The 24,711-nt window shown below is 36.2% G+C and carries 24 protein-coding genes and 2 pseudogenes; 14 read left to right on the forward strand and 12 right to left on the reverse strand.

Going from position 1 to position 24,711, the window contains the following annotated elements; translation table 11 throughout:
- Window positions 1-19: 19 nt before the first annotated feature.
- Window positions 20-1,411 (reverse strand): amino acid permease, encoded by a 1,392-nt coding sequence (locus LCF45_RS03495; protein WP_002125290.1) that lies wholly within the window; start codon window positions 1,409-1,411, stop codon window positions 20-22.
- A gap of 265 nt (window positions 1,412-1,676) precedes the next feature.
- On the opposite strand from LCF45_RS03495, the gene LCF45_RS03500 reads away from it, so the two are divergent.
- From LCF45_RS03500 to LCF45_RS03510, 3 genes are all read left to right on the forward strand, one after another.
- Window positions 1,677-2,969: an NCS2 family permease gene (locus tag LCF45_RS03500; protein WP_002010534.1), complete on the forward strand. Its 1,293-nt coding sequence runs from the start codon at window positions 1,677-1,679 to the stop codon at window positions 2,967-2,969.
- A 139-nt stretch (window positions 2,970-3,108) separates the two neighbouring features.
- Window positions 3,109-3,309 (forward strand): helix-turn-helix transcriptional regulator, encoded by a 201-nt coding sequence (locus LCF45_RS03505; RefSeq protein ID WP_000301182.1) that lies wholly within the window; start codon window positions 3,109-3,111, stop codon window positions 3,307-3,309.
- 4 nt (window positions 3,310-3,313) lie between these two features.
- Window positions 3,314-3,748 (forward strand): hypothetical protein, encoded by a 435-nt coding sequence (locus tag LCF45_RS03510; protein WP_002125294.1) that lies wholly within the window; start codon window positions 3,314-3,316, stop codon window positions 3,746-3,748.
- A 33-nt stretch (window positions 3,749-3,781) separates the two neighbouring features.
- Here LCF45_RS03510 and LCF45_RS03515 read toward each other — a convergent pair.
- The 8 genes and pseudogenes from LCF45_RS03515 to LCF45_RS03550 form a co-directional block, all read right to left on the reverse strand.
- Window positions 3,782-4,206: pseudogene (locus LCF45_RS03515) on the reverse strand (GNAT family N-acetyltransferase).
- 14 nt (window positions 4,207-4,220) lie between these two features.
- Window positions 4,221-4,511 (reverse strand): DUF4022 family protein, encoded by a 291-nt coding sequence (locus tag LCF45_RS03520; protein WP_002090894.1) that lies wholly within the window; start codon window positions 4,509-4,511, stop codon window positions 4,221-4,223.
- 18 nt (window positions 4,512-4,529) lie between these two features.
- The gene (locus tag LCF45_RS03525) at window positions 4,530-6,359 is read right to left on the reverse strand and encodes a monovalent cation:proton antiporter family protein (protein WP_002169140.1); all 1,830 of its coding nucleotides are present in this window, start codon (window positions 6,357-6,359) and stop codon (window positions 4,530-4,532) included.
- 269 nt (window positions 6,360-6,628) lie between these two features.
- Window positions 6,629-6,940 (reverse strand): cytochrome aa3 quinol oxidase subunit IV, encoded by a 312-nt coding sequence (qoxD, locus tag LCF45_RS03530; RefSeq protein WP_078203679.1) that lies wholly within the window; start codon window positions 6,938-6,940, stop codon window positions 6,629-6,631.
- Window positions 6,941-7,543 (reverse strand): cytochrome aa3 quinol oxidase subunit III, encoded by a 603-nt coding sequence (qoxC, locus tag LCF45_RS03535; protein ID WP_002029841.1) that lies wholly within the window; start codon window positions 7,541-7,543, stop codon window positions 6,941-6,943. It lies immediately after the preceding gene.
- 13 nt (window positions 7,544-7,556) lie between these two features.
- Window positions 7,557-9,491 (reverse strand): cytochrome aa3 quinol oxidase subunit I, encoded by a 1,935-nt coding sequence (gene qoxB, locus LCF45_RS03540; RefSeq protein ID WP_002063826.1) that lies wholly within the window; start codon window positions 9,489-9,491, stop codon window positions 7,557-7,559.
- Between the two features lie 33 nt (window positions 9,492-9,524).
- Window positions 9,525-10,400: a cytochrome aa3 quinol oxidase subunit II gene (locus tag LCF45_RS03545; protein ID WP_002010605.1), complete on the reverse strand. Its 876-nt coding sequence runs from the start codon at window positions 10,398-10,400 to the stop codon at window positions 9,525-9,527.
- 294 nt (window positions 10,401-10,694) lie between these two features.
- Window positions 10,695-10,902: pseudogene (locus LCF45_RS03550) on the reverse strand (amino acid permease); the annotation flags it as partial.
- Window positions 10,903-11,311: 409 nt separating this feature from the next.
- Here LCF45_RS03550 and LCF45_RS03555 point away from each other — a divergent pair.
- From LCF45_RS03555 to LCF45_RS03590, 8 genes are all read left to right on the forward strand, one after another.
- Window positions 11,312-12,022 carry a C39 family peptidase gene (locus tag LCF45_RS03555; RefSeq protein WP_033708232.1) on the forward strand — a complete coding sequence of 237 codons (711 nt, stop codon included), beginning with the start codon at window positions 11,312-11,314 and terminating at the stop codon, window positions 12,020-12,022.
- A 129-nt stretch (window positions 12,023-12,151) separates the two neighbouring features.
- A complete protein-coding gene (locus LCF45_RS03560; protein ID WP_002125300.1) occupies window positions 12,152-13,327 on the forward strand; it encodes an amidohydrolase in 1,176 nt (391 codons plus the stop codon).
- A 1-nt stretch (window position 13,328) separates the two neighbouring features.
- Window positions 13,329-13,526 (forward strand): DUF3311 domain-containing protein, encoded by a 198-nt coding sequence (locus tag LCF45_RS03565; protein WP_002029838.1) that lies wholly within the window; start codon window positions 13,329-13,331, stop codon window positions 13,524-13,526.
- Window positions 13,523-14,995: a sodium:solute symporter family protein gene (locus LCF45_RS03570; protein ID WP_002125303.1), complete on the forward strand. Its 1,473-nt coding sequence runs from the start codon at window positions 13,523-13,525 to the stop codon at window positions 14,993-14,995. Before LCF45_RS03565 ends, LCF45_RS03570 begins: the two co-directional genes overlap by 4 nt.
- 101 nt (window positions 14,996-15,096) lie before the next feature.
- Complete coding sequence (gene gerLA, locus LCF45_RS03575; protein ID WP_003187400.1) at window positions 15,097-16,575, forward strand: spore germination protein GerLA; 1,479 nt, start codon at window positions 15,097-15,099, stop codon at window positions 16,573-16,575.
- Window positions 16,576-17,700, forward strand: coding sequence for an endospore germination permease (locus LCF45_RS03580; RefSeq protein ID WP_002169135.1), 1,125 nt, complete (start codon window positions 16,576-16,578; stop codon window positions 17,698-17,700). It begins immediately after the preceding gene.
- Complete coding sequence (locus LCF45_RS03585) at window positions 17,684-18,850, forward strand: Ger(x)C family spore germination protein (protein ID WP_002186981.1); 1,167 nt, start codon at window positions 17,684-17,686, stop codon at window positions 18,848-18,850. The genes LCF45_RS03580 and LCF45_RS03585 overlap by 17 nt, the downstream gene beginning before the upstream one ends.
- Before the next feature lie 11 nt (window positions 18,851-18,861).
- Window positions 18,862-18,990, forward strand: coding sequence for a hypothetical protein (locus tag LCF45_RS03590; RefSeq protein ID WP_002029830.1), 129 nt, complete (start codon window positions 18,862-18,864; stop codon window positions 18,988-18,990).
- 63 nt (window positions 18,991-19,053) lie between these two features.
- On the opposite strand, the gene LCF45_RS03595 is transcribed toward LCF45_RS03590, so the two are convergent.
- From LCF45_RS03595 to LCF45_RS03605, 3 genes are read right to left on the reverse strand one after another with little or no spacing between them, the layout of a single operon-like run.
- Complete coding sequence (locus tag LCF45_RS03595; RefSeq protein WP_002125307.1) at window positions 19,054-20,454, reverse strand: nucleoside recognition domain-containing protein; 1,401 nt, start codon at window positions 20,452-20,454, stop codon at window positions 19,054-19,056.
- The gene (locus LCF45_RS03600; RefSeq protein ID WP_002010621.1) at window positions 20,432-21,154 is read right to left on the reverse strand and encodes a FeoB small GTPase domain-containing protein; all 723 of its coding nucleotides are present in this window, start codon (window positions 21,152-21,154) and stop codon (window positions 20,432-20,434) included. The genes LCF45_RS03595 and LCF45_RS03600 overlap by 23 nt, the downstream gene beginning before the upstream one ends.
- Complete coding sequence (locus LCF45_RS03605; RefSeq protein WP_002090873.1) at window positions 21,151-21,408, reverse strand: FeoA family protein; 258 nt, start codon at window positions 21,406-21,408, stop codon at window positions 21,151-21,153. The genes LCF45_RS03600 and LCF45_RS03605 overlap by 4 nt, the downstream gene beginning before the upstream one ends.
- Window positions 21,409-21,908: 500 nt before the next feature.
- On the opposite strand from LCF45_RS03605, the gene LCF45_RS03610 reads away from it, so the two are divergent.
- From LCF45_RS03610 to pstA, 3 genes are all read left to right on the forward strand, one after another.
- Window positions 21,909-22,808 carry a phosphate ABC transporter substrate-binding protein PstS family protein gene (locus tag LCF45_RS03610; protein ID WP_263894548.1) on the forward strand — a complete coding sequence of 300 codons (900 nt, stop codon included), beginning with the start codon at window positions 21,909-21,911 and terminating at the stop codon, window positions 22,806-22,808.
- Window positions 22,809-22,879: 71 nt separating this feature from the next.
- Window positions 22,880-23,770, forward strand: coding sequence for a phosphate ABC transporter permease subunit PstC (pstC, locus tag LCF45_RS03615; RefSeq protein WP_002090872.1), 891 nt, complete (start codon window positions 22,880-22,882; stop codon window positions 23,768-23,770).
- A 2-nt stretch (window positions 23,771-23,772) separates the two neighbouring features.
- Window positions 23,773-24,693: a phosphate ABC transporter permease PstA gene (gene pstA / locus LCF45_RS03620; RefSeq protein WP_002010630.1), complete on the forward strand. Its 921-nt coding sequence runs from the start codon at window positions 23,773-23,775 to the stop codon at window positions 24,691-24,693.
- Window positions 24,694-24,711: the final 18 nt, after the last annotated feature.

Below are 24,711 nucleotides of genomic sequence, written 5' to 3' on the forward strand. Positions count from 1 at the left end.
TAAGGAAGGGATAGCTTGTTTAACTAATTTTTGAATTAGGTGTTTCATCGATCTTATGAAACCCTTTCATGTAATACACGATAGCTAAGCCGATAAGCCAAATTGGGCCAATGATTAATGCAATTCGTGTATCTTCTGAATACGCCATAATACCTAGTACAAGTGCGAGGAAGCCAAGTGAGAAGTAAGAGCTTAATGGATGTAAAGGCATTTTATACGTTAGCTTGTCTTTTTTCTCAGTTGGTAATCCTTTACGGAATTTAATTTGAGCGACTAATATTATACCCCAAGTCCAAATTGCCCCGAAAGTTGAAATACTAGTTAGCCATGTAAACACTTTTGCAGGAACGAGATAGTTTAATATAACGCCAACGAGTAAAACAATCGCAGTTGCTATAATACCTTGACTTGGAATGCCATTTTTATTTAAACGTCCAAATCGTTCAGGTGCTTTCTTTTGTTGTGCTAGTGTAAATAGCATACGCCCTGTACTAAATAAACCACCGTTACAAGAAGAAAGTGCAGCTGTTAATACAACAAAGTTAATAATACCTGCTGCTTTTGCAATGCCGATTTGTTGGAATGTTAATACGAATGGACTTCCTTTCTCGCCAAGTTCGTTCCATGGATAAATTGCCATCATAACGAATAATGCCCCGACGTAAAAGATTAGGATTCTCCAAAATACGTTATCGATAGCTTTTGCGAGTGTTTTCTTCGGGTTTTGAGCTTCACCAGCTGTAACACCAATTAGTTCAACGCCTAGATAAGCGAATAATACCATTTGTAAGGAAAGCAATAATCCAGAGAAGCCATTTGGGAACCAGCCCCCATGTTCCCAAAGATTTGAAATACCAGTTGCAACGCCGCCATTTCCAAATCCGAATAGAATAATACCAAAGCCAATCACTATCATACAGATAATTGTGACAATTTTAATGAGAGCAAACCAAAACTCAAGTTCTCCAAATACTTTTACTGATAAGAAGTTGAAAGCGCTCATTAATAATAGAGCGAGTAGTGCCCAAGTCCAGCGCGGGATATCTGGGAACCAGTACTGCATGTAAATTCCAGCCGCCGTAATTTCAGCCATACAAGTAACAACCCATAAGAACCAGTAGTTCCAACCAGTAATATAGCCAGCAAGTGGGCCGATATAATCATTAGCATATTTACTAAAAGAGCCGGCAACCGGTTGTTCAATTGCCATTTCTCCGAGCGCTCGCATAATGAAAAAAATAACGAGTCCAGCGATCATATAACCTAGTAAGATGGAAGGACCAGCTAGTTTAATAGCAGAAGCAGATCCTAAAAATAGCCCAACGCCAATAGCCGAACCGAGTGACATTAAAGTAATATGTCGTTCTTTTAAACCTCGATTTAAAGTTCCAGATTTGTTTGTGTGCTGCATAAGAAGAATCCCCCTTGTAGAATGAGCTACCTAAATATTTAACTATTTCAAATTATAAAACATTTCTATCTGTTATGCTACAAAAATAATCAAAATGAACTGTACTACATCTGAACTTGTCGGACTTAAACTTAAAATTCTCACTATTAGAGAATTTATTGACTCTTCTTTTTATTGATTGTTAAGATTAAGTATTATATTTTCTCACATACTAGTAAGAAAAGAATGTGTGATAATAATTCAGGTGTAGGAAGGGTACATAGCCATGTTTCAATTACAAAAATATAACACTTCTGTGAAGCGAGAGCTTTTAGCGGGCATCACAACTTTTTTTACATTTGCGTATATTCTTGTCATCAATCCGAAAATATTATCTGATGCAGGTGTACCATTTGATCAAGCGTTTACGGCAACTATTATTGCGACAGTTATTGGGACGCTATGTATGGCGTTTTTAGCTAACTATCCAATTGTTATTGCTCCAGCTATGGGGATGAATGCATATTTTGCTTATTCTGTCGTTCAACAGGCAGAGGGGATTACGTATGTCATTGCGTTTTCGGCAGTATTTGTAACAGGTATCATTTTTCTTTTATTATCTTTCACTTCATTTAGGCAAAAGCTAATTATCGCAATTCCTGACAGTTTAAAACATGCAATTGCAGGTGGAATTGGACTATTTATTGCTTTTATTGGATTACGTCTATCTGGAATTATCGTGGATCATCCATCTAACTTAGTTACGATTGGTGATTTTCATTCTCCAGCCGTTATTTTAACTTTAATTGGTTTAATTTTAGCGGCAGTATTAATGGTATTACGTGTGAGTGGTGCATTATTTATTAGTATGATTGTGACAGGAATTATCGCCTTCTTTACGGGGCAACTGAAGTTTGAGGATAAAATTGTAGCGATGCCTCATTTACCAGAGGGTATTATCGTTTCAAATCCAATCAATGCTTTTTCAGATGTAATTCAGTATGGATTATATGGTGTTGTATTTTCATTTTTACTTGTACTTTTATTTGATACGACAGGTGCATTACTCGGTTTAATTAAACAAGCTGGTTTAATTACAGATAATACAGAGAAACGTTTTGGCAAAGCGTTTATTGCAGATGCGATTGGCGGAACGACAGGTTCTATCTTCGGAACAAGCCCAACAGCAGCAACGATTGAATCGTCAGCTGGTATTGCTGCAGGTGGTAAAACTGGATTAACAGGTATTGTAGTTGTTGGTCTAACGATTATAACGGCATTTTTCAGCCCTGTTATCGCGTCTTTATCAAGTGTAGCTGCTATTACAGCTCCTTCATTAATTATTGTAGGTAGTTTAATGGCACAAAGCATTCGTGATATTAATTGGAATGAATTTGAAGATGCATTACCAGCATTTTTAATTTTCGTTGGTATTCCGTTAACGTCTAGTATTGCAAATGGAATTGCAATTGGATTTTTAGTGTATCCAGTATTAAAAATTGTGAAGGGGAAAGGGATGGAAGTACATCCGTTACTATATTTATTTACAATTTTATTTGGATGTCATTTATTCTTATAGTATAGAGATAGGAAAGGGGGCTTCTTATGAGAGGCTCCTTTTTTGTGTATAATAAAGTGAAAAAAACAAATCAATTACGTAAAATATAAATTACTTAATGGAATATATATGTTACAATAAAGGCAGAGGAGGAACATGAATGGCTGTAAGTAAAATAAAAGTCGCACGTGTTCAGTTAGATTTAACACAACAACAATTAGCAGAAAAAGTAGGTGTTACAAGGCAAACGATTAGTTTAATTGAGAAGGGGAAATACAACCCGTCTTTAGATTTATGTTTGAAAATTTGTTATGCGGTAGATAAAACATTGAATGATTTGTTTTGGGAGGAAAAGGAGTGATAGGGTGAAAATCGTGAAAGATGAACGTTTAATGATTGAGGGATTAAAACATATTAGATTGGCTTTCATCTTACAAAATGTCGTCATACTAGGCATTGTTTTTTACCGTTACGTCTTGCAAGGGGCAGGGTATGAAAGTGTTTCGGATTTATTAATGGTATTTATGGGCGGGATAATAGTTATTAACTTTTTAAACTTAAAAAATTCGGTGGAAGTGTATGAGCATACAGGTGGAGTATCGCGTAGTTATTTCATGAAACTATTATTAATTCCAGTAGGGATTGTTATTGGACTGTTAGCTATTTGTATCATTGTAACACCAGGTATTTCGATAAAGGAAATTAGTATAACAGGACTTATTATCTTTGTTTGCTTTTTAATTCCTAGTTTGTTTATATACATATATATGAAAAAAATAAAAAGTGAAAATGAAATATAAGAAAAGCTTTCTGCAATATGCAGAAAGCTTTTCTTATATTTCTTTATACATTACTTTATGTAGTCCTATTGGATCAATCTCGAAGATTTCACCATGCTCATGGAAACCTAATCGTTTGTAATAATCCGCGCATTACACCATAGAATATTTGCTTCGCGTTCTTGGAGGACTTGTTCAGCTTTACGGATTAAGGAGCTGCCAGCATGCTGGTTTCGGAAATTAGGTAATGTTGCCATTTCTCGTAGACGATAGTGGGTACCAGCTTGTAAATCAGGATGTATTTCTTTAGAGAAAGAGGCGATACTAACAAGTTCATCATATAAAAATGCACCTAAATGAAAGGCGTCTGTTTCGTAATCTGAATCGTATTTACAATCTTCTAATGATTGATTGGGACGCAAAACCTTTTGACGTAATAAGTATGTTTCAGATGCATCAATATGTTTCACTGTAATCATAATATCATCCTTTCTTATAAGCCTTTTTCTATAAGTTGTAAGAAGAAATATGCGGGTGCAACGAGAAGTCCTAGTATGCTAGCTGTTCCGAGAAGGAGTGAAATTAAGAGACAAAAGTACTTAATTCCATTCGATTTTTTCCATCCATAACTACAAATTTCAATGCTAATACCGATGAGAATAATGGCGACGAGTACTTCTGCTAATAATAAGAGAGCTAAAGTTGAAATAGACATAATGTGATTCATCCCCATAATATGTGATAGTAACATTTTACCATATGAAATTGAAAAAATGCCCCTCATTTATGTGAGGGGCATTTTCTATTCTAATATGTTTTTCATTGTATCAATATGTTCTTTTGAACCCGTTACAAGTAAAGTATCGCCATGCTGTAACTTCGTATCACCATGTGGTATTAATGCTTTATTACCACGGTAAATTTGAATGACAAGTACATCACCTAGAAACGGAAGGCGACGAAGTGCTAAGCCGTTATATTTATTACTTCGTAGTTCAACCTCACGCACCGTTTCATTTGCTGTTGTAATCAAGCGAACGAGACTCGGTTTATCAATAAGTGCACGTAATAAAATACGTGTAGAGTTAATAGTCGAGAATACAGCGATATGTTCTTGAGTCGCTTTTTCTTGTAGAAGGGGATCTTCTACACTTGCGATGACGTGTTCAACACCTAATTCTTTTGCGTGTTCTGCTAATAATAAGTTTTGTTCATCATCACTTGTCGCAACAACAACACGGTCTGCTTCGAAAGCTTGTTGCTCCATTAAAGATTGAATAGTAATCTCATCTAATTTTACAATAGGGAAGTCATGAGATTTCGCTTCCTCATCATTTATTTTATTTTGACGTATCATATATAGTGTTACGTCATAATCTTCACGTTTTAAATCAAGTGATAACGGAAGGGTAATTCTGCTTGCACCAATAATAGATACTTTCGGTTTTGGTGTTTCCACTTTTGGAAACATCTTTTTAAATAATATAGGTGCAAAAATACAAGTAATAACTGCACTTAAAATAAGAGATGCTGATAAACTTGGGCTAATGATGCCTAGCTTTTCACCGATTTGTGCAGCCGCAATAACTAAAGAAAGTGTTGATGTTAACAAAATAGCACTTCCGAGTACGATATTGCGTGGGTACCATTTTCGTAAGACGAGTGATGGCAACAGTTTTGAAATAAAGAGTCCCACAATTAGAATTGGGATCATTAGCATACTAGAAGGCTCGTTAAAAATAGACCATACTTCTAGATTTACACCAACCATTACGAAGAAAATAGGAATGAAGAAGCCATATCCGATGGAATCAAGTTTTTCAACCATATCTTCATTTGGTGATAATAAAGATACGAGTACACCTGCTAAAAAGGCTCCCAAAATATTTTCTGCCCCAACAGATTCAGATAATCCAACTAATATTAAGATGAGTGCAAAAACAGCTCGTGTATCAATTTGTACACTACCGGCTTTTAAGCTTTCTAGGTATGGAATATTTTTAAACCGTCTTGCGACAAAGTAAATTACAATACCAGCACCGAATAGAAGAAGTAGAAGCCACATGCTTTGGCCACTTTCGGAATTTAATCCGACGAATATAGCGAGTAAAATCATTGTAACTAAGTCTGCAATAACAGCGACTAATAAAATGATTTGCCCGATTGCGGTTTTTCCTAAGTTATTTTCTTTCAATGTTGGTACGACAACACCTAAAGAAATAGTTGAAATAATTAAAGTCATGAACATTGCATTGTCTACGAATCCTAGCCATACGAATATTAATGATAGGGCATAAGATAAAATGAAAATAAACAAGAAGATAATGCTTGCTGCTTGGAATGTGTTCGGTTCGTTTGTCGTATTCTTTTTCCCTTTTTGTTTAAAGATCGAAAAGTCAATTTCTAAACCACTTAAAAACATTAGGAAGATAAACCCTAGTGTTGATAAGACTTGAAGCCACATATCGGGCTCAATGATGTTAAATCCACTTTTACCTACAAAGATTCCTGCGATAATTTCTGCAACAACGACAGGAAGTGCTTTTAATTTAAAGCGCTGTAACAAAAGGGGAACGAAAAACGCGATTGCGACGACAACCATAAGTGATAGAACAGAAGAATGATGTTCCATTGCGTTCTCTCCCTTCAAATAAATATAGTAACTATTTAGCCATATAATAGGAAGAAAAGCAACGGATATGGTTTCGATTTCATAAAGAAAGAGTTTTCTTAACATTTGTCATAATAAGTATATTTTTCATGATTTTGTTGTTAATTCCGTAATGTGGATGTAATAGGGGGAGGGGATAAAGTGAAACTTTAATCAGTGGGGGTCTTACTGCTCGTTAATAGGGGATAAAAAAAGACTGCTGAGGAATCCCAGCAGTCTTTTCATGCAAATTACATTGAGAAGAAGATCCATACAGTAAGTCCAACTGTTGCAGCTGCAACGAAGAAACTGTATATCATTGTAAGAACTTGAATTCTTCCTTCTCCTTCTTTTAAGTGCATGAACATAATTAATTGTAATAACGCTTGCGCAACTGCCATTATGATGATAGTTGTTAATATCGTTGAAAGTGGCAGGTTTGTGTAAAGTGCCACGTATAACGCTAGAAACGTTAGTGCAAGCGATAAAATAAATCCGAAAACGTGTGACCATGGGAATCCGCTATGCCCATGCCCGTTTGCTTGGTTGTTATTTTGACCCATTTACGCCACCATCCCGTTCAAGTAAACTAGTGTGTAAATAAAGACCCAAACAAGATCAAGGAAATGCCAGTATAAGCTGATAATAAATACTTTACGAGCTGTAACTGGTGTTAAACCTCGTTTTAAAATTTGGATAATAACACAAGTTGCCCAGATGATACCACCTGTTACGTGGGCACCATGCGTTCCAAGAAGAACGAAGAATGCCGATAAGAAAGCACTTGTTTGAATCGTTGCACCTTCACCAACGTACAAAATGAATTCTTCAATTTCAAAGAATAGGAAGCCTGCACCTAAAAGTAAAGTCAGGATAAACCAAGCTAACATTCCTTTTTGATTGTGTTTACGCATTTCGTGAATTGCGATCCCACATGTAAAGCTACTTGTTAAAAGTAACAGTGTTTGAATTAAAAGTGTTTTAACTTCAAACAATTGCGCTGGTGTTGGGCCATCAGCCGTACGACCAGCAAGGACTAGATAAGAGGCGAAAAGTGTTGCGAACAGCATAATTTCAGCCCCAAGAAAAATCCAGAATCCTAGGATATTCAATCTGCTTTGCTCGGATTGATATTCCAAAGGTAAGCTTTTATCTAAAGCCGCCATGTCATTTCACCTCTCATGCTATATGTTCTGTTTCTTTAATTTCATCAACGCTTACGTAGTAGCCATCATCATAATCGAATGAACGATAGATTAAGCAACCTAAAATACCAATACCACCGATTGCTGCAATCCAGAACCAGCTAAATACTAATGCAAAACCTGCAAGACCGAAGAATAAAGACGCAATAATAGGCACACCAGAATTACTTGGCATGTGAATTGGTTTTAATTCATCTGCTGTTGGTGTAATTGTTTCTCCACGTTTTTTCATGAACCAGAAAGCATCAGCTTCTTTAATTTCAGGAAGTTTCGCGAAGTTGTAATGTTGTACAGGAGATTGAGTTGCCCATTCAAGTGTACGGCCGTCCCATGGATCTCCAGTTGTGTCACGCTCACCGTGACGTGCACTCCAAATTACGTTATAGCAAAGGATTAGGAAGCCAATAGCCATCATTACAGCACCAACAGATGCGATTTGGTTTAGCCAGCCCCATCCAAGACTTTCAGAGTAAGTGTACATACGACGAGTCATACCGTCTAAACCTAAGAAGTACATTGGGAAGAAACAGATGTTAAATCCGCTCATAAAGATCCAGAATGTCCATTTACCTAGGCGTTCATTTAACATATGACCTGTCATTTTTGGATACCAGTATGTGAATCCAGCAAGCATAGCGAATACTGTACCTGCGATTAATACGTAGTGGAAGTGAGCAATTAGGAAGTAGCTGTTATGGTATTGATAATCAGCTGCTGCCATTCCAAGCATAACCCCTGTAACTCCACCAACTACGAAGTTTGGAATAAATGCCAATGACCAAAGCATTGGAACTGTAAAACGAATACGTCCTTTATACAGTGTAAACAACCAGTTAAAGATCTTAACACCGGTTGGAATCGAAATCGCCATTGTCGAAATCGAGAAGAATGAGTTAACCGCTGGACCTGCACCCATAGTGAAGAAATGGTGAAGCCATACGACGAAACTTAGTAAAGAAATTGCAACCATCGAGTACACCATCGCACTGTAACCGAATAGACGTTTACGTGAGAATGTACTAATGATTTCAGAGAAAATACCGAATGCCGGTAAAATAACAATATATACTTCAGGGTGACCCCATACCCAGAATAGGTTGGCCCATAACATTGGCATACCGCCGCTCGCCATCGTAAAGAAGTGAGCATCGAATAGACGGTCAAATGTCATTAATGCAAGAGCAACTGTTAATACTGGGAAAGCGAAAATAATGATAATTGTTGTAATTAAGATTGACCAAGTAAACATTGGCATTCTCATTAATTTCATACCAGGTGTACGCATTTTTAAGATAGTAACAAGGAAGTTAATACCCGTCATCAGCGTACCGAGACCTGAAATCTGTAATGCAATTGCGTAGTAGTTATTTCCTACACCAGAAGTAAACTCTGTACCTGCCATTGGGAAGTAAGAAGTCCACCCAGCGTCTGGAGAACCACCGATTACGAAAGCGATGTTGAATAACATTGCTCCGACAAAGAATAACCAGAAACTTAAAGCATTTAAGAACGGATATGCAACGTCACGAGCACCAATTTGTAATGGTACTACAAGGTTCATTAATCCCATAACGAATGGCATTGCCATGAAAAGAATCATTACCGTACCATGTGTTGTAAAGATTCCGTTATAGTGTTCAGCGTTTAAATAAGTTGTTTCCGGGAATGTTAACTGGGCACGAATCATTAAACCATCCATACCACCACGGAATAACATTATAACGGCAGAGATAATATACATGGTCCCTATTTTTTTATGGTCAACAGTTGTCAACCACTCATCCCAAAGCCATCTCCATTTTTTGTACTTTGTTAGTACGAAAAGAATCGCTAATGTCACAAGAACGATAGAAGCGTCAGCTCCGTAAATAATCGGGTCACCTGTGACAAAAAATTCATCAAGCTTCACTGTGTTCACTCCAATCTGTTGGAATAATAGCTATTATTTTTTGTTTTTGTAGTAGTTGTAATCACAATATTCAAGTGATTTTGGATCTACATAACTTAAGTGGTGACTAGAGAACGTCATACGCCCCACTACACCAGGTTTAATAATTTCGTTATATTTCTTTTCTGATAATTTAGGGGCAGTTTCTTGTACTTCTTTTACCCACTTATCATATTTCTCTTTAGTTTTTGCTTCAACTTCGAATTCCATGTGAGTAAATCCTTCACCAGAGAAGTTCGAGCTACGACCTAGGTAAGAACCTGGTTTGTCAGCTTGTAAATATAAGTCCATGATCATGCCATCCATTGTATACTTCATACCACCAAGTTCTGGTACCCAGAAAGCATTCATTGGACCTACAGAAGTCAGTTTAAATTGAATTGGTACACCAGCTGGGATGTTTAAATAGTTAACGGTTTCAATTTTTTCCTCCGGGTAACTAAATAACCATTTCCAGTTTGCAGATGTAACATAAATTTCAACTGGTTTAATATGTTTGGACTCTTGCGGAACCTCTTCCGAAGCATAAGTTGCTTTAACTGTTGGAATCGATAATGCGATAACGATAATAACAGGAATAATTGTCCAAATGATTTCTAATAATGTGTTACCATGTTGATCAGGTGGCTCATAGTCCATATTCTCTGGTTTTTCACGATAACGAATCAAGATGACTGTAAACAAGATGAATACAATTGCGATAATTAATGACATAAGCAAGAATGACCAAACAATTAAATCATACTGTGCTTTTGCAACAGGTCCTTGCGGATTTAATACTGCGAGTTTTTTATCACAGCCACCGAGGAACAGAAGTAATGATAACGGAAGAAGCGAAGCCAACTTCCAAAATGCTTTCTTTAGTTGCACGATTGAAAATCTCCTTTCTCCTTGGATTGAAACTATGCCAATAAAACAATATAAACCTATTAATTTATAGATGGCAATAGTTTTTGTTATATTGTTAAAAAATAGACACAAATGCACGCTTTTTAAGGTGAATATCATTTGTAACTTGATAACATTGTAAACTATTTTCCAGATAAAAACGTGATTGTGGGAATTTTAAGATAAATAAAGTTATACCAACATACCCAATAAATAGAAAAAAATTATCTTATCATAAGGAAAAATACTGAATTTTTAATATATTCAGTTTGTTACCTAAGTTATATTTCTTTTTTGCTCAAATGTGACAACTTTCCGAAACTTTAACTCGGTATAAAATGTAACAAATGATCATAAATGGAACCCAGCAATAAAGAGCAATTCTCTGATCTGGAATGAAAGCTAAACTAACAAATGTAAGGAAATTGAGTGAGAAAGCTACGATTGGAACTATTGGATAAAGTGGTGTGCGGTATTTTAATTCTGCTTGTTCTACTTGTTGATTCATATGTCCCTCCCCCCATATTTTTTTGTATGTTTTAACTAGATTTTATTCGGTGCTTTTAATCATTAGTGGGGGTGAAAAACATACTTGGTTTATTTTGTTGTGAACTGAGTATGTAAAGGAAAAACTAACTATGACTAAATACCTTAGAATGTTTATTAACCTAGTGAAGGAAACGTGATTCTTTCACTAGGTTAATAATTTTGTTTTTTAGTAAAAAATTCTGAAAAAATATAATTTTTTCTTTCTATTTCAAACAATCGGAATTTTAAAAAAGGTATTTGTGAATAATAATTCACAGAATCTTTCTAGCAAACTAGTAAGAAGAAAGGTACAATGATAGGAGTTGTGCCTTTAAAATAATTGATATAATGGAGTTTGGTTTATGATGAAAAAGTTAAAATATATTTTTATTTTCGGTATTATATTTGCTGTCGTGTTCTTTTTCGAGAAAGATAAAATTATGAAAAAGGCACAAGAATTTCGGTTAGACCTTTTCTCTGAGATGAAAGAAAGTGCAATGATTACAGAGGTTCCGTTTATTAGACAGTTACCTGAATTACCTAGAGGTTGTGAAGTGACAAGTTTAACTATGCTACTACAACATAAAGGTGTACAAGTAGATAAGATGCAACTTGCTAGTGAAATTCATCGCGTTCCATTTAAACAAGATGGTTTGCATGGAAATCCGTATGAGGGATTCGTTGGAAATATTTACACGAAAGCTGAGCCGGGATACGGTGTATATAATCAACCGATTTTTAATTTAGCAGAAAAGTATGTTCCTGAAAAAGTAATTAATTTAACGGGTAGAGACGTGCAAGATCTATATAAAGTAATTAGTTCTGGTTCTCCAGTATGGGTAATTATTAATACAACGTTTAAACCATTAGCCGAAAGTAGTTTTGAAACATGGAATACGAGTTCAGGTAAAGTGAAAATTACATATTATGAGCATAGTGTTGTAGTAATTGGATATGATCAAAACTTTGTATACGTAAATGATCCTCTTGCAAACAATCCACGAAAAGCTGTTCCTCGTGCTGAATTTGAAAAGGCATGGGAGCAAATGGGGAAACAAGCAATTACTATTTTATAAAATGAAAAGTCATCTTGAGATGGCTTTTTCTTTTTGAATATTCATTATAGAAAATTCTGAAAATTCTTTCAGAAGTTAACGATTCACGCTATAATAACATTTAACTTGGTAAAGAAGGGGAGAAGAGAAATGGATGTCGCAAAGGAACTTGTTTTATCAAAGAATCAGTTGATTGAGTGGAGAAGGCATTTTCATAAGTATCCAGAGTTATCTTTTCAAGAGGAAAAAACATCTCAATTTGTATTCGACATACTTCGGGAAATCCCGTATTTAGAAGTCTCAAGGCCTACTAAATATAGTGTAATGGCAAGGTTAATTGGTAGGCAGCCTGGTAAAACTATCGCGGTTCGTGCTGATATGGATGCTCTTCCTATTCATGAAGAAAATAAGTTTGATTTTATTTCTATATATCCAGGTGTGATGCATGCGTGTGGTCACGATGGTCACATGGCAATATTGCTTGGTGTAGTACATAAGTTGGTAGAGGAAAGAGAGAAAGTTAAAGGAGAGATTCGCTTTTTATTTCAACATGCAGAAGAAAACTTTCCAGGCGGTGCAGAGGAAATGGTCGCAGCGGGAGTGATGACAGGTGTGGATTACATTATTGGTGCTCATCTTTGGGCGTCATTAGAGGTTGGAAAAGTAGGTGTAATTTATGGTCCTGCGATGGCGGCGCCGGACGTTTTTAAAATTACGATAGAGGGAAAAGGTGGGCATGCTGGAATTCCGCATGAAACAGTTGATAGTATCGCCATTGGTGCGCAAGTAGTTTCGCAAATTCAGCAAATTGTATCTCGCCTCACGAATCCGTTAGATTCTCTCGTAGTATCTGTTACGCAATTTCATTCTGGGACAACTCATAATGTTATCCCGGAACAAGCGGAGGTTGAAGGGACAGTGAGAAGTTTAAGGCATGAATTAAGAGAAGAAACAAAGAAGAAGCTTGAAAGGATTGTAAAACATATTACAGAATCCTACGGTGCTAAGTATACATTTTCTTATGAATATGGATATCGCCCAGTTGTGAACGATTATGAAGTTACAGAGCTTATTGAACATACAGCATTACAGCTGTATGGAAGAGAAAGAGTTGTTCGTTTACAGCCAACGATGGCAGGGGAAGATTTTTCAGCATTTTTACAAAAGGCACCAGGGACGTTCTTTTTTATAGGGGCAGGAAATGAAGAGAAGGGAATTATATATCCGCATCATCACCCTCGTTTTACAATTGACGAAGACGCATTACCAATTGGAGTGGAAGTCTTTGTATCATCCATTATGAATTTTATAAGTAAAGGAGAATGAGATGAAAAAAATACACGTGCTAGCACTTATTCCAGTTCTTTGTTTAGTAGTTGGACCAGTATTTGCAAATTCGGTCACTCCTTACGTATGGGGGATGCCATTTTTATTATTTTGGGTACTATTATCAGTGCTCATTACGTCTCTTTGTATGGGTCTTGTGTACGTATTCGATCCTGCTAATAAGGGGGACGTAAAATGACTGCATTATTTATCATTATTATATTTTTGTTTCTCGCACTATTTTTAGGAATTCGGGCACAACATGGAAAAGATATGAATTTAGAACAATGGTCAGTTGGAGGAAGAGGATTTGGAACTATTTTCGTTTTTCTCCTTATGGCAGGGGAAATTTATACGACGTTCACATTTTTAGGAGGAAGTGGCTGGGCTTATAGTAAAGGAGCTCCTACATTTTATATTTTAGGGTATGGTGCATTAGCTTATATTTTATCGTATTTCTTATTGCCTCCAATTTGGAAGTATGCAAAAGAACATAACCTCATTTCACAATCAGATTTCTTTGCGAAGAAATACAGGAGTAAGACGCTTGGGGTAATTGTTTCAATTATTGGTGTTATTTCGATTATCCCGTATCTTGTTTTGCAATTAAAGGGATTAGGAATTATCGTTTCGGAAGCTTCCTATGGAAGAGTGACACCTGTTATTGCGGTATGGATTGGTGCTATTGTTATAACTATTTATGTAATGGTTTCAGGTATACATGGATCGGCTTGGACAGCTGCTTTGAAGGACATTATGATACTATTTATCGTTATGTTTTTAGGTATATATTTACCGTATCACTATTACGGAGGATTTCAACCGATGTTTGAAGCTGTAGAAGCTGCAAAACCAGGTTTTTTATCTTTACCTGAAAAGGGAATGAGTATTTCTTGGTTTGTTTCTACTATTATATTAACGGCTCTCGGTTTTTATATGTGGCCTCATACATTTGCCTCAGCTTTCTCAGCGAAAAGTGAAAAAGTATTTAGGAAAAATGCAGCAATTATGCCTCTCTATTCTTTAGTTTTGCTTTTTGTGTTCTTTGCAGGTTTTGCTGCTATCTTGCAAGTTCCAGGGTTAAAGGGAGCGGATGTAGATCTTTCATTATTCCGTCTGGCTCTTCAAACGTTTGATCCATGGTTTATTGGTATTATTGGTAGTGCAGGAGTGTTAACGGCATTAGTTCCAGGTTCCATGCTTGTTATGGCGGCATCTACGTTGTTAGCAAAAAATATTTACCGAACAATGGTGCCATCTGCTTCAGATAGACAAGTTGCAAAAGTAGCTAAGTTATTTGTACCTGTTGTAACGCTTGTTGCAGTATTGTTTACATTTAAAGGGGGAGAAACGATAGGGGCTCTTCTTTTAATGGGGTACAGTATAGTTACGCAACTTTTCCCTGCACTTGTATGTAGTTTGTTTCCACGTCAAATTATTACGAAGCAAGGAGCGATTGCAGGAATGGGGATTGGGTTGTTAATTGTCGCATATATTACCTTATCTGGTTCAACTATAGCTACGATGTTTCCGAGTTTTCCGCAATATATAAAAGATTTAAATGTAGGTATAGTCGCATTGTTAATGAATATGATTGTGATGTTTATCGTTAGTGGATTCACAAGAAATGTATCTGTAAAGACCGACAATATAATAGTAGAAAAGTAATTCGTATGTTAGAGCTATCTTCGAAAAGAGATAGCTCTTTTTTGTATATATTTTCTTCTATTAGCGGAATCTAACTAAAAACTTGTTGAAAAGGAAGTTAGGTGGGGAAATTGTTAGAGCTAAAAGGTAACTTGTTTGAAGTTATGAAGGAAATTAGAGATGAGTTAGGTTCACCTAATGATTTAACAATTAGAGAAGTTGCTCTTGCTGGTAGTTTAACCCGCTGTGCTGTTATTTTTTTATGTGGGTTAACAGATAAGGATAATGTTTATAAATATGTAGTTCGTACGCTTCAATATGAAGAAATACAAAAAGAAGCAGCTATTGTTCAAACGTTATTAGATTGTTTTATTTCTATCGCAGAAGTTGGTATGAAAACAACGTTTCCTGATATTATAAATGCGATTTTAGCGGGAGATACAGTTATATTAATTGATAATATTCAAACGGCTATTGTTGTTAATAGTAGAGCTTGGGAGAAAAGAAGTCTAGAGCCTCCAGTGACAGAAGATTTAATACGTGGACCGAGAGTTGGATTAAATGAAGATATTAATGTGAACAAAATGCTAATTCGCCGTGGTTTACGTGATCCGAAGTTACGGTTTCAATCTTATATTATGGGGAAACGATCGCAGAAAGAAGTAACCCTAGTATATATAGAGGATATTATTAACCCTTACATCGTAAACGAGCTAGATCGGCGTCTTCAATCAATAGTGACAGATGTCATTTTTGAGACAGGAACGATTGAGCAATTAATTCAAGATAATAATTTATCGCCGTTTCCGCAGTTTTTAAATACAGAAAGACCAGATAATATAGTGGCTGCATTGGCGAAAGGGAAAGCGGCCATTTTAGTAGATGGGTCACCATTTGCTCTTATAGCTCCACTAGTGTTTGTTGATATTTTTCAATCTGTAGAAGATCATTATGAGCGTTGGATAATTGGAACGTTATTAAGAATGTTACGTATGGGATCAGGTATCGCTGCTGTTTTATTACCTGCCATGTACGTAGCGCTTGTATCGTATCATCAAGGGCTTATTCCATCTAAACTAGCTTATTCCATTGCGGGAGCGAGAGAAGGAGTACCGTTTCCTGCTTATATAGAAACGTTAATGATGGCATTAACGATGGAATTAATACGAGAAGCCGGGATTAGGCTTCCGAAACCGATGGGACAAACAATTGGCATCGTAGGCGGTCTTGTAATTGGAGAAGCGGCAGTAAATGCGGGGATTGTAAATCCGTTTTTAGTAATTATTATTGCGGTTACCGCAATTGCTACATTTTCACTGCCTGTATATAGCATTACAATTACGTTCCGGATTTTACTTTTTGTCTTTGTGTTAGCGGCGACTGCTTTTGGATTGTACGGAATCATTTTAGCTCTTATTGCACTTGCGATTCATATTACGAATTTAAAGAGTGTTGGGGTGCCATATACAACGCCTATTGCTCCTGCATTTTATAAAGATTGGGAAGAAGAAATGATCCGCTTGCCAAAATCAATGTTGAAAGAAAGACCAGAGTACTTACAAACGAAAGATTCTACAATACGTCCAAAGGAGCGAGAGTAATTGAAGCCATTTGAATATGGGGATGAAGAAATTGGATCTCGGGAACTTGGTTTTGCGGTATCGTCAACAATTATCGGTATAGGTGCATTATCTATGCCGCGAGATATTGCTACGCAAACTTTATTTTCGGACGGTTGGATTATTTTGCTTTTGGGTGGATTGATATGTGCAATTTTAGGTTGGTTTGTAACGAGGGTAGCTATTTTATTCCCAAAACAAAACTTTGTTCAATATACGAGTGCACATTTGACGAAGCCTGTTGCATACACAATTAGTAGCATTTTAGTATTAACGTTTGCTGCTTTGACAGCATATGAATCGCGAATGATTGCAATTATTTCACAAACGTATTTGTTTAGTGATACACCAGTACAACTATTGTCGTTCTTTTTCCTATTAGTTGTTATTTATGGAATAGCGGGGTCGAGAGCGGCTCTATTAAGGTTAAACGTTTTATTCTTACCTATCGTTTTAATTGCAATCGTACTGCTTTCTTTATTGAATGTGAACTTAATGGAAATAGATAATTTACTACCGGCTTTTCAAACGGACGTCAGTCAATATGCTGTAGGAGTTAAAAATTCTATTTTCACATTTATCGGATTTGAGGTAGCTCTGTTTTATGCCGTGATGTTGAACGATAAGACAGCGAAAAAAGCGCCAATGGCAGTTGCAAAAGCGGTGATAGTAAACGTTTTGTCATACATTTTAATTTATGTAACTTGTATTAGTGTTTTTTCGTATATGACAACACGTGGATTGACATTTCCAACAATTGAACTAGGGAAAGAAATTGAAATTGGTGGAGGATTTTTAGAGAGATTTGATGCGATTTTTTTTACCACTTGGATTATTACTATTTATAACACTACAGCAATGTATTATGACGTCGCATCTTTATTGTTTTGTGCTATGTTTCCAAAAGTGAAGAAACACGTATTTATTTTTGTGAGTGCTCCTATTATTTTTATGGTGAATATGATACCTGGCAATTCGAATGATTTATCAAGTTATGGGACTTATTTAGCTTGGATAGATATGGGGTTTGTTGTGTCAGCACCTTTGCTAGTTTTTATTGTATATAAAATAAAAAGAAGGAATGGTGGAAATGAAACACCTTCTTAAAATTATAATAATTATGTTTTTAGCTGGATCTATTAGTGGGTGCTCTGAGCTGGAGGAGATAGAAGAAAGGGGATTTGTAGTAGGGGCGGCTTACGATATCGTGAAGGAAAAACAATCGAATCCAATTATGAAAGGGACGTATCAGATGGTGCTCCCAAGTAAATTGTCGCAACAAGGTGGACAAGGGGATGGAGATAGCGAAAATTATATTAATGTTAGTGCGAAAGCAGATAGTGTCTTTGAGCAAATACGAATTATCGCTAAAAAAATTAGTCGCTCATTATTCTTTCCGCATATACAAGTGATAATTTTTTCTAAAGATTTACTAGCGAATCCATATGTTTTACAAAATACGTTAGATGTATATATTCGCGATCATGAAATGAGAAGAAATATTCGTTTGTTCGTTTCTAAGAAAAATGCAGAAGCTATTTTAAAGCAGAGTGCCAAGCCTGAAAATTTGCCAGCGCAGTATATCGATATGTTAGCTGAACATCCTCCGAAAAATGCCCAAATGATTGAGGCTGCAAGAATTGGTGAAGTACAGGAAAAGATGATTTCTAACCAGAGTTTCGTATTACCTATTCTCGAACTAACAAAACAAGGGGTACAAATGAACGGAGCGGCGTTGTTTCGCGGGAAGGATAATAAGTGTGTAGGCATTTTGAATGGGGAAGAAACGTTAGGAATGAATTATATAATAGGTAAAAAAATTGGAGGTTTTTTTACTATCCGTAAAAAGAATCAACTTATTACATATGAAATTCATAAGCTGCATCGAAAAATTAAAGTATCTACAACGGATGCTACAAAACCAAAGTTTAATATTCACTTATCTCTGGAAGGTACATTGGCCGAGTTGCACTTTAGTGATCATAAAAAGGTTTTGAATGAAAAGCGTTTAGAGAAGGATATTTCGGAGGAAATGGAGAAACGCATCCAAAAATCGATTAAGCTTGTTCAAAAAAAATATAAGGTAGATGTATTAGCATTAGGGGAAGTATATAAGCGACATAATTATAAAGAGTGGAAGAAGATAGATAAGAATTGGGATCAAGGTGAAAAATACTTTAGTAATGCTGAAATTACTGTTCATGTTCATCCAACGATTGCACATTCAGGTTCAGCTTTACCGAAGAGAGTGAAATAAGGTGATGTAAGTTGTTTACTGGATTGGGAATTAGTTGCACGATATTAATGGCGGTTCTTCCGGGAGCCATATACTTCATTCATAAAAAAATTACAACGTATGGAGCGCAGCCGTGGAAAGAAAAAAAGAAACCTGAATAATTTCAGGTTTCTTTTGCGCAAAGCATATGTGAAGGGGGATACCTTCTATGTATGCTTTGTTTTTTATACAAGTCCTAACCAATGTACCAATTGTGTAGAGAGGAATGTAACAACAATGGCAATAACAGTAGGGATTGCGAACGATAAGAATGTCCATTTTGCACTTTTTGTTTCTTTATATATGTTAACTAGTGTTGTTCCACATGGGAAATGAAGAAGAGAGAACAACATTGTGTTTAACGCGGTTAACCAAGTCCAACCGTGTTCTAAGAATAGATTTTTAATTTGATTAAAATCATCTATTTCAGTTAAAGCACCAGTTGATAAGTAAGACATTAATAAAATCGGAATAACAATTTCATTAGCTGGTAGTCCAAGAATAAACGCTGCTAGAATAAATCCGTCAAGTCCTAACATTTTAGCAAATGGATCTAGGAAGTTTACAAAATACATAAGTAAGCTTGTGTCACCGATGAAAATATTAGCAAGTAACCAAGTTAATGCAGCTGCAGGGGCAGCTACAACTACAGCTCGTTTTAAAACATATATTGATTTATCGAGTGTTGCGCGTACAATTGTATTCCAAACTTTTGGCTTACGGTACGGTGGTAACTCAAGTGTGTAGTGAGTCGGAACACCTTTTAAAGCTGTTTTTGATAGTACCCAAGAAACGGTTAATGTCATAATGACACCAATTACAACCATTCCAACTACAACGCCAGCAGTAACAAGTGTTTGCATACTACCTGTATAACCAGCAGCCATAAATAATGAAGCCATTAAAATTAACATAGGCCAGCGACCGTTACAAGGAACGAAGTTGTTTGTTAAGATTGCAAGCATACGTTCACGTGGTGATTCAATAATACGTGTTGACATGATGGCAGCTGCATTACAACCGAATCCCATTGCCATTGTTAAAGATTGCTTGCCATGTGCACCAGATCGTTTGAATAAGCGGTCCATGTTAAATGCGACACGTGGTAAATATCCGTAGTTTTCTAATAGCGCGAACATAGGGAAAAAGATTGCCATAGGTGGTAACATAACGCTAATAACAGCACCGATACCGCGGAATAAACCAAGTATTAAAATGCCATGTAGCCATTCTGGTGCATGCATTGCTTGGAACCAAGATGTTAAATATCCTTCTACCCAGCCAAAGAACTTAGCGATCATATCAGAAGGTACGTTAGCGCCTGCAATTGTAAGATAAAAAATAATAGATAAAATACCGAGCATAATTGGGAATCCCCAGATTGGAGATGTGAAAATTTTATCTAGTTTTTCAGAACGATACAATTTATCGGTATTTGTATATTGAACAGCTTCTTTACATATACTTGCGGAGGTTCGATAAATATCTCCGACAATATCATCTCGTATATCTTCTTTTGAAAGTGTTTGTGCATGTTGAACAATATAGTCCAGTGGAAGAGCTTTACTGGCTGAGTGAGATTCCATTGATTATAACCTCCCTTACAAGTGGTTCATTATGGTGTTTTTGAAGTGTAGTTAAGAAATTCTTATCTCCATCTAATATACGTAATGCAATCCAACGTGCTGGATACGTATCACCGAATACTTTATAAATTTGTGGTTCTAATTCCTGAATCATATTTTCGATTTTATCGTTATAAGTAATTTTAATTGGTGTTGGAATTAGTTTTTTATTTGCTACTTTAGCGATGACATTTAGCAAATGACCAATGCCTACTCGGTTGCGAGCAGAAATCTTCACTACAGGTACACCGAGTGATTTTGCTAATTTCTTTTCGTCAATAATGATTCCTTTTTTCTCCGCTTCATCAATTAAGTTAATACAAATGACCACATCGTTTGTCATTTCCATCACTTGGAGTGCTAAATTTAAATTTCTCTCCATTGCAGTTGCATCTATAACAACTACAGTTACTTCTGGTTTTTCAAATATAATATAATCTCGTGCTACTTCTTCATCTGCCGAATTTGAATACAGTGAGTAAGTTCCAGGTAAATCTATTATTGTATATATATTTCCGCCATGCTTATATTCCCCTTCAGCCTTTAAAACAGTTTTCCCCGTCCAGTTTCCAGTATGTTGTTTTAAGCCTGTTAAAGTATTAAATAATGTACTTTTCCCGGTATTCGGGTTACCAGCTAACGCAATGCGATGGTTACTCATCTGAAATCATCTCCTATTAATACCCCGAAAATAAGGGAGCTTTCTTCACTACGCAGTGCAATAGTTGTGTTGCTTACTTGATAAGCGACTGGGTCTCCAAGTGGGCTGCGTTGTAATACTTTAATTGTCGCTCCAGGAAAAAAGCCTAAATCTAATAAACGTCGTTTCATAGTTCCTTCTAATTGTATCTTCTCAATTTGTACAAATTCCCCTGTTCTGAATTCGGAAAGGGGTTTAGTATTAGCCGATACCATAAAAGTTACCTCATCTCTATATTTTTAGTTTTAGTTTAAAAAGTTTCCTTAGGTAAACTTTTTGATACTAATATAGTAGACTACATTTAATGATGCTGTCAATTAGTACTTTAAAAATATTCGAATATTTTTAGAATTGTTCCAATTTATTTAGTTGTACCGAAAAATATTACTGGAATTCTTCTTAAAGTAAGAGTGTAAAAGCTTAAAAATATAGGGGAATTGTAAATGTAGTTTTAACCTAAAGGGAAAAATACAGAAAATCATTTACATTGAATTTACATTGTTAAGATTAAATTTACAATACTACGTGTTTAGTGTGGGTTTTGTTGGCTTTTTCAACTGTAAATGTTGGAATGTCTAGCTTTTAGGGGATGTTATCTCTATTTACTTAAACTTAAAAATTGCTTAACACTCACATAATATTGTTGTCCTACAATGAATTTGTGTTCGAAAGAAGATGAATTCGAAAAGTGATAATCCAAATGGGGGTACAAGACATGGTTATGAAAAAGGGTATTAAATTTTCTTTAGCGGCTTTAGTTGTTGCAGGTGCATTAGTTGGATGTGGAAAAGCAGAAAGTACGGATAATAAGGAAGCTGCTAAAGGTAGCGATGCAAAACAAGAATTATCAGGTACGATTGCAGCGGCTGGCTCTACAGCTCTTCAACCTCTTGCGGAGGAAGCTGGAAAGAAATTCATGGAGAAAAATTCAAAAGTTTCTATTCAAGTTCAAGGTGGCGGTAGTGGAACTGGGATCAACCAAGTAGCATCTGGTGCGGTACAAATTGGTAACTCAGATGTTCCAGCTGGAGATAAAATAAAAGATGCTGAAAAAGCAAAAGAATTAGTAGATAACAAAGTTGCGGGTATCGCATTCGCACTTGTCGTAAATAAAGATGTAAAAGTTGATAACTTAACAGTAAAACAAGTGCAAGATATCTTCACTGGAAAAGTAACGAACTGGAAAGAAGTAGGCGGAAAAGATGGAAAAATCAATGTAATTAACCGACCGGCTTCATCTGGTACACGTGCTACTTTTGAAAAGACAGTGATGAAAGACGCGAAGATTAATGATGGAACTGGTACAACACAAGATTCTAATGGTGCTGTAGAGCAAGCGATTAACTCTACTCCAGGTTCAGTTAGTTACTTAGCAATGTCTTACATGGTTGGTGAGAAAAAAGGTGCGTTACAAACGGTTAAAATTGATGGATCTGAACCGAAAGTTGAAAATATTTCTGCTGGTAAATATCCATTCTGGTCTTACGAGTACATGGTAACTAAAGGTGAGGCAAAAGAAGCGACAAAAGCTTACATTGACTATGTAAAAGGTAAAGATTTCGAAAAACAAGTAGAAGATATGGGTTACATCCCAATGTCTAAATTAAATAAGTAATAAAATTTTATGGGGCTGGCTGCAAGGCCAGTCCTGTTCAATGCAATCTATGAAGTGGGGTCTGTCCTGTGATGAAGGGGAAAAAACAAATTAATTACGTAAAGAGTGAATATATAGGTAGATCACTTGTTACGTTTTGCGGTATCTTTATTGTTTTTATTACATTAGCTATTATTGCGTTTATTTGCGGCAAAGGAATTCAATCTTTCACGCAAAGTGGTATCTCGTTTTCTGAGGTGTTAACTTCGACAAAATGGAATCCAAATGCTGATCAAGGTACGTATGGTGCTGTCATCTTTATTGTCGGTTCGACGCTTGTGTCGTTAGGTGCTGTTGTCATTAGTGCACCAATTGCTATAGCTCTTGCTATATTCATGAATTTAATTTCGCCGAAGTTTGGGAATAAAGTATTAAAGCCTGTTTTAGAATTATTAGTTGGTATTCCATCAGTTGTATACGGATTATTAGGGGTTACGATCTTGGTTCCTCTATTACGGGATTCGTTCGGTGGAGTGGGATTTAGTTTAATTGCGGGTATTATTGTCCTGAGTATTATGATTTTACCTACTATTGCTAGTATTGCCTCTGATGCAATACGCTCTGTTCCGTTTGATTACTTGGAAGCTTCTTACGGTCTAGGATCGACGAAATGGCAAGCGATTAGCCGAGTTATTGTTCCTGCTGCAAAACAAGGAATTTTAACAGGTATAGTTTTAGGGTTAGCGCGTGCTTTTGGTGAAGCGTTAGCGGTTCAAATGGTAATCGGGAACACGATTAAATTACCGGAAGGAATATATAGTCCAACAGCAACGTTAACAGGTATTCTGACAATGGATATGACGAATACATTGAACGGAACAGCTTGGAACAATGCGCTATGGACGTTAGCAATGATTTTACTTGTTATTTCATTCCTGTTTATTTTAGTAATTCGAGCGATTGGTCAAAGAGGTGAGCGATAATAATGAATGCAAGAACGGTAAATAAAGTTTGGACAGGTATCTTTTATGGGGTTGCAGCTTTAGTTGTAGCTTTGCTGGCTTTTTTAATGTACGAAATTCTGCAAAAGGGATGGGGATTTTGGGATCCTAGTTTCTTATTCGGAGAACCAAGCAATACAAGAGCTGGTGGGGGAATTGGTCCACAGTTATTCAATTCTTTCTACATGCTTGTTATAACACTTATTATATCTATTCCTCTTGGACTAGGGGCTGGAATATATTTAGCGGAGTATGCAAAACAAGGTCGTTTTTTAAGTTTTGTTCGTTTATGTATTGAAACAATGGCGTCTTTACCTTCTATTGTTGTTGGACTATTTGGCTTATTAGTATTTGTTACCATGACAGGCTGGGGATATACAGTAATGGGTGGAGCTCTTGCTTTAACTATTTTGAATTTGCCTGGTTTAACACGTGTTTGTGAAAATGCGATTTCTGAAGTTCCTCATAATGTAAAAGAGGCGAGTCTTGGACTAGGTGCAACGAAATGGCAAACAATTGCCCGCATCATTATCCCGTCTTCGTTACCACAAATCATTACAGGTATTATTTTAGCGGCAGGCCGTATATTCGGTGAAGCTGCGGCGTTAATTTATACAGCGGGTTTAACATCACCTATTTTAAATTCAGCAGCGGACTTCTCGAGCCCCTCGCATCCTTTAAATCCATTTAGACCAGCTGAAACGTTAGCTGTTCACATTTGGAAATTAAACTCTGAAGGGATTATCCCGGATGCGAAGTTAATTGCAACAAAATCTGCAGCTGTATTAATTATTATGGTATTACTCTTTAATATCATTTCTCGTTTCGTAGCATCTGTATTACACAAGCGTTTTACAGGAGCGAAAAAAAGTCGTAAAACGACGAAGAAGGTAAAAGCGGCATAAATGTCCGTAAAAGAACTC

Source organism: Bacillus sp. 41-22 (assembly GCF_025809295.1).
GTDB lineage: Bacteria > Bacillota > Bacilli > Bacillales > Bacillaceae_G > Bacillus_A > Bacillus_A mycoides.

Bases quoted from the DNA above. Each gene is read 5' to 3' on its own strand.
- LCF45_RS03495 (WP_002125290.1), bottom strand. From the start codon at position 1,411: ATGCAGCACACAAACAAATCTGGAACTTTAAATCGAGGTTTAAAAGAA.
- LCF45_RS03500 (WP_002010534.1), top strand. From the start codon at position 1,677: ATGTTTCAATTACAAAAATATAACACTTCTGTGAAGCGAGAGCTTTTA.
- LCF45_RS03505 (WP_000301182.1), top strand. From the start codon at position 3,109: ATGGCTGTAAGTAAAATAAAAGTCGCACGTGTTCAGTTAGATTTAACA.
- LCF45_RS03520 (WP_002090894.1), bottom strand. From the start codon at position 4,511: ATGAGGGGCATTTTTTCAATTTCATATGGTAAAATGTTACTATCACAT.
- LCF45_RS03525 (WP_002169140.1), bottom strand. From the start codon at position 6,359: ATGGAACATCATTCTTCTGTTCTATCACTTATGGTTGTCGTCGCAATC.
- qoxD (WP_078203679.1), bottom strand. From the start codon at position 6,940: ATGGGTCAAAATAACAACCAAGCAAACGGGCATGGGCATAGCGGATTC.
- qoxC (WP_002029841.1), bottom strand. From the start codon at position 7,543: ATGGCGGCTTTAGATAAAAGCTTACCTTTGGAATATCAATCCGAGCAA.
- LCF45_RS03555 (WP_033708232.1), top strand. From the start codon at position 11,312: ATGAAAAAGTTAAAATATATTTTTATTTTCGGTATTATATTTGCTGTC.
- LCF45_RS03560 (WP_002125300.1), top strand. From the start codon at position 12,152: ATGGATGTCGCAAAGGAACTTGTTTTATCAAAGAATCAGTTGATTGAG.
- LCF45_RS03565 (WP_002029838.1), top strand. From the start codon at position 13,329: ATGAAAAAAATACACGTGCTAGCACTTATTCCAGTTCTTTGTTTAGTA.
- LCF45_RS03570 (WP_002125303.1), top strand. From the start codon at position 13,523: ATGACTGCATTATTTATCATTATTATATTTTTGTTTCTCGCACTATTT.
- LCF45_RS03585 (WP_002186981.1), top strand. From the start codon at position 17,684: ATGAAACACCTTCTTAAAATTATAATAATTATGTTTTTAGCTGGATCT.
- LCF45_RS03595 (WP_002125307.1), bottom strand. From the start codon at position 20,454: ATGGAATCTCACTCAGCCAGTAAAGCTCTTCCACTGGACTATATTGTT.
- LCF45_RS03600 (WP_002010621.1), bottom strand. From the start codon at position 21,154: ATGAGTAACCATCGCATTGCGTTAGCTGGTAACCCGAATACCGGGAAA.
- LCF45_RS03605 (WP_002090873.1), bottom strand. From the start codon at position 21,408: ATGGTATCGGCTAATACTAAACCCCTTTCCGAATTCAGAACAGGGGAA.
- LCF45_RS03610 (WP_263894548.1), top strand. From the start codon at position 21,909: ATGGTTATGAAAAAGGGTATTAAATTTTCTTTAGCGGCTTTAGTTGTT.
- pstC (WP_002090872.1), top strand. From the start codon at position 22,880: ATGAAGGGGAAAAAACAAATTAATTACGTAAAGAGTGAATATATAGGT.
- pstA (WP_002010630.1), top strand. From the start codon at position 23,773: ATGAATGCAAGAACGGTAAATAAAGTTTGGACAGGTATCTTTTATGGG.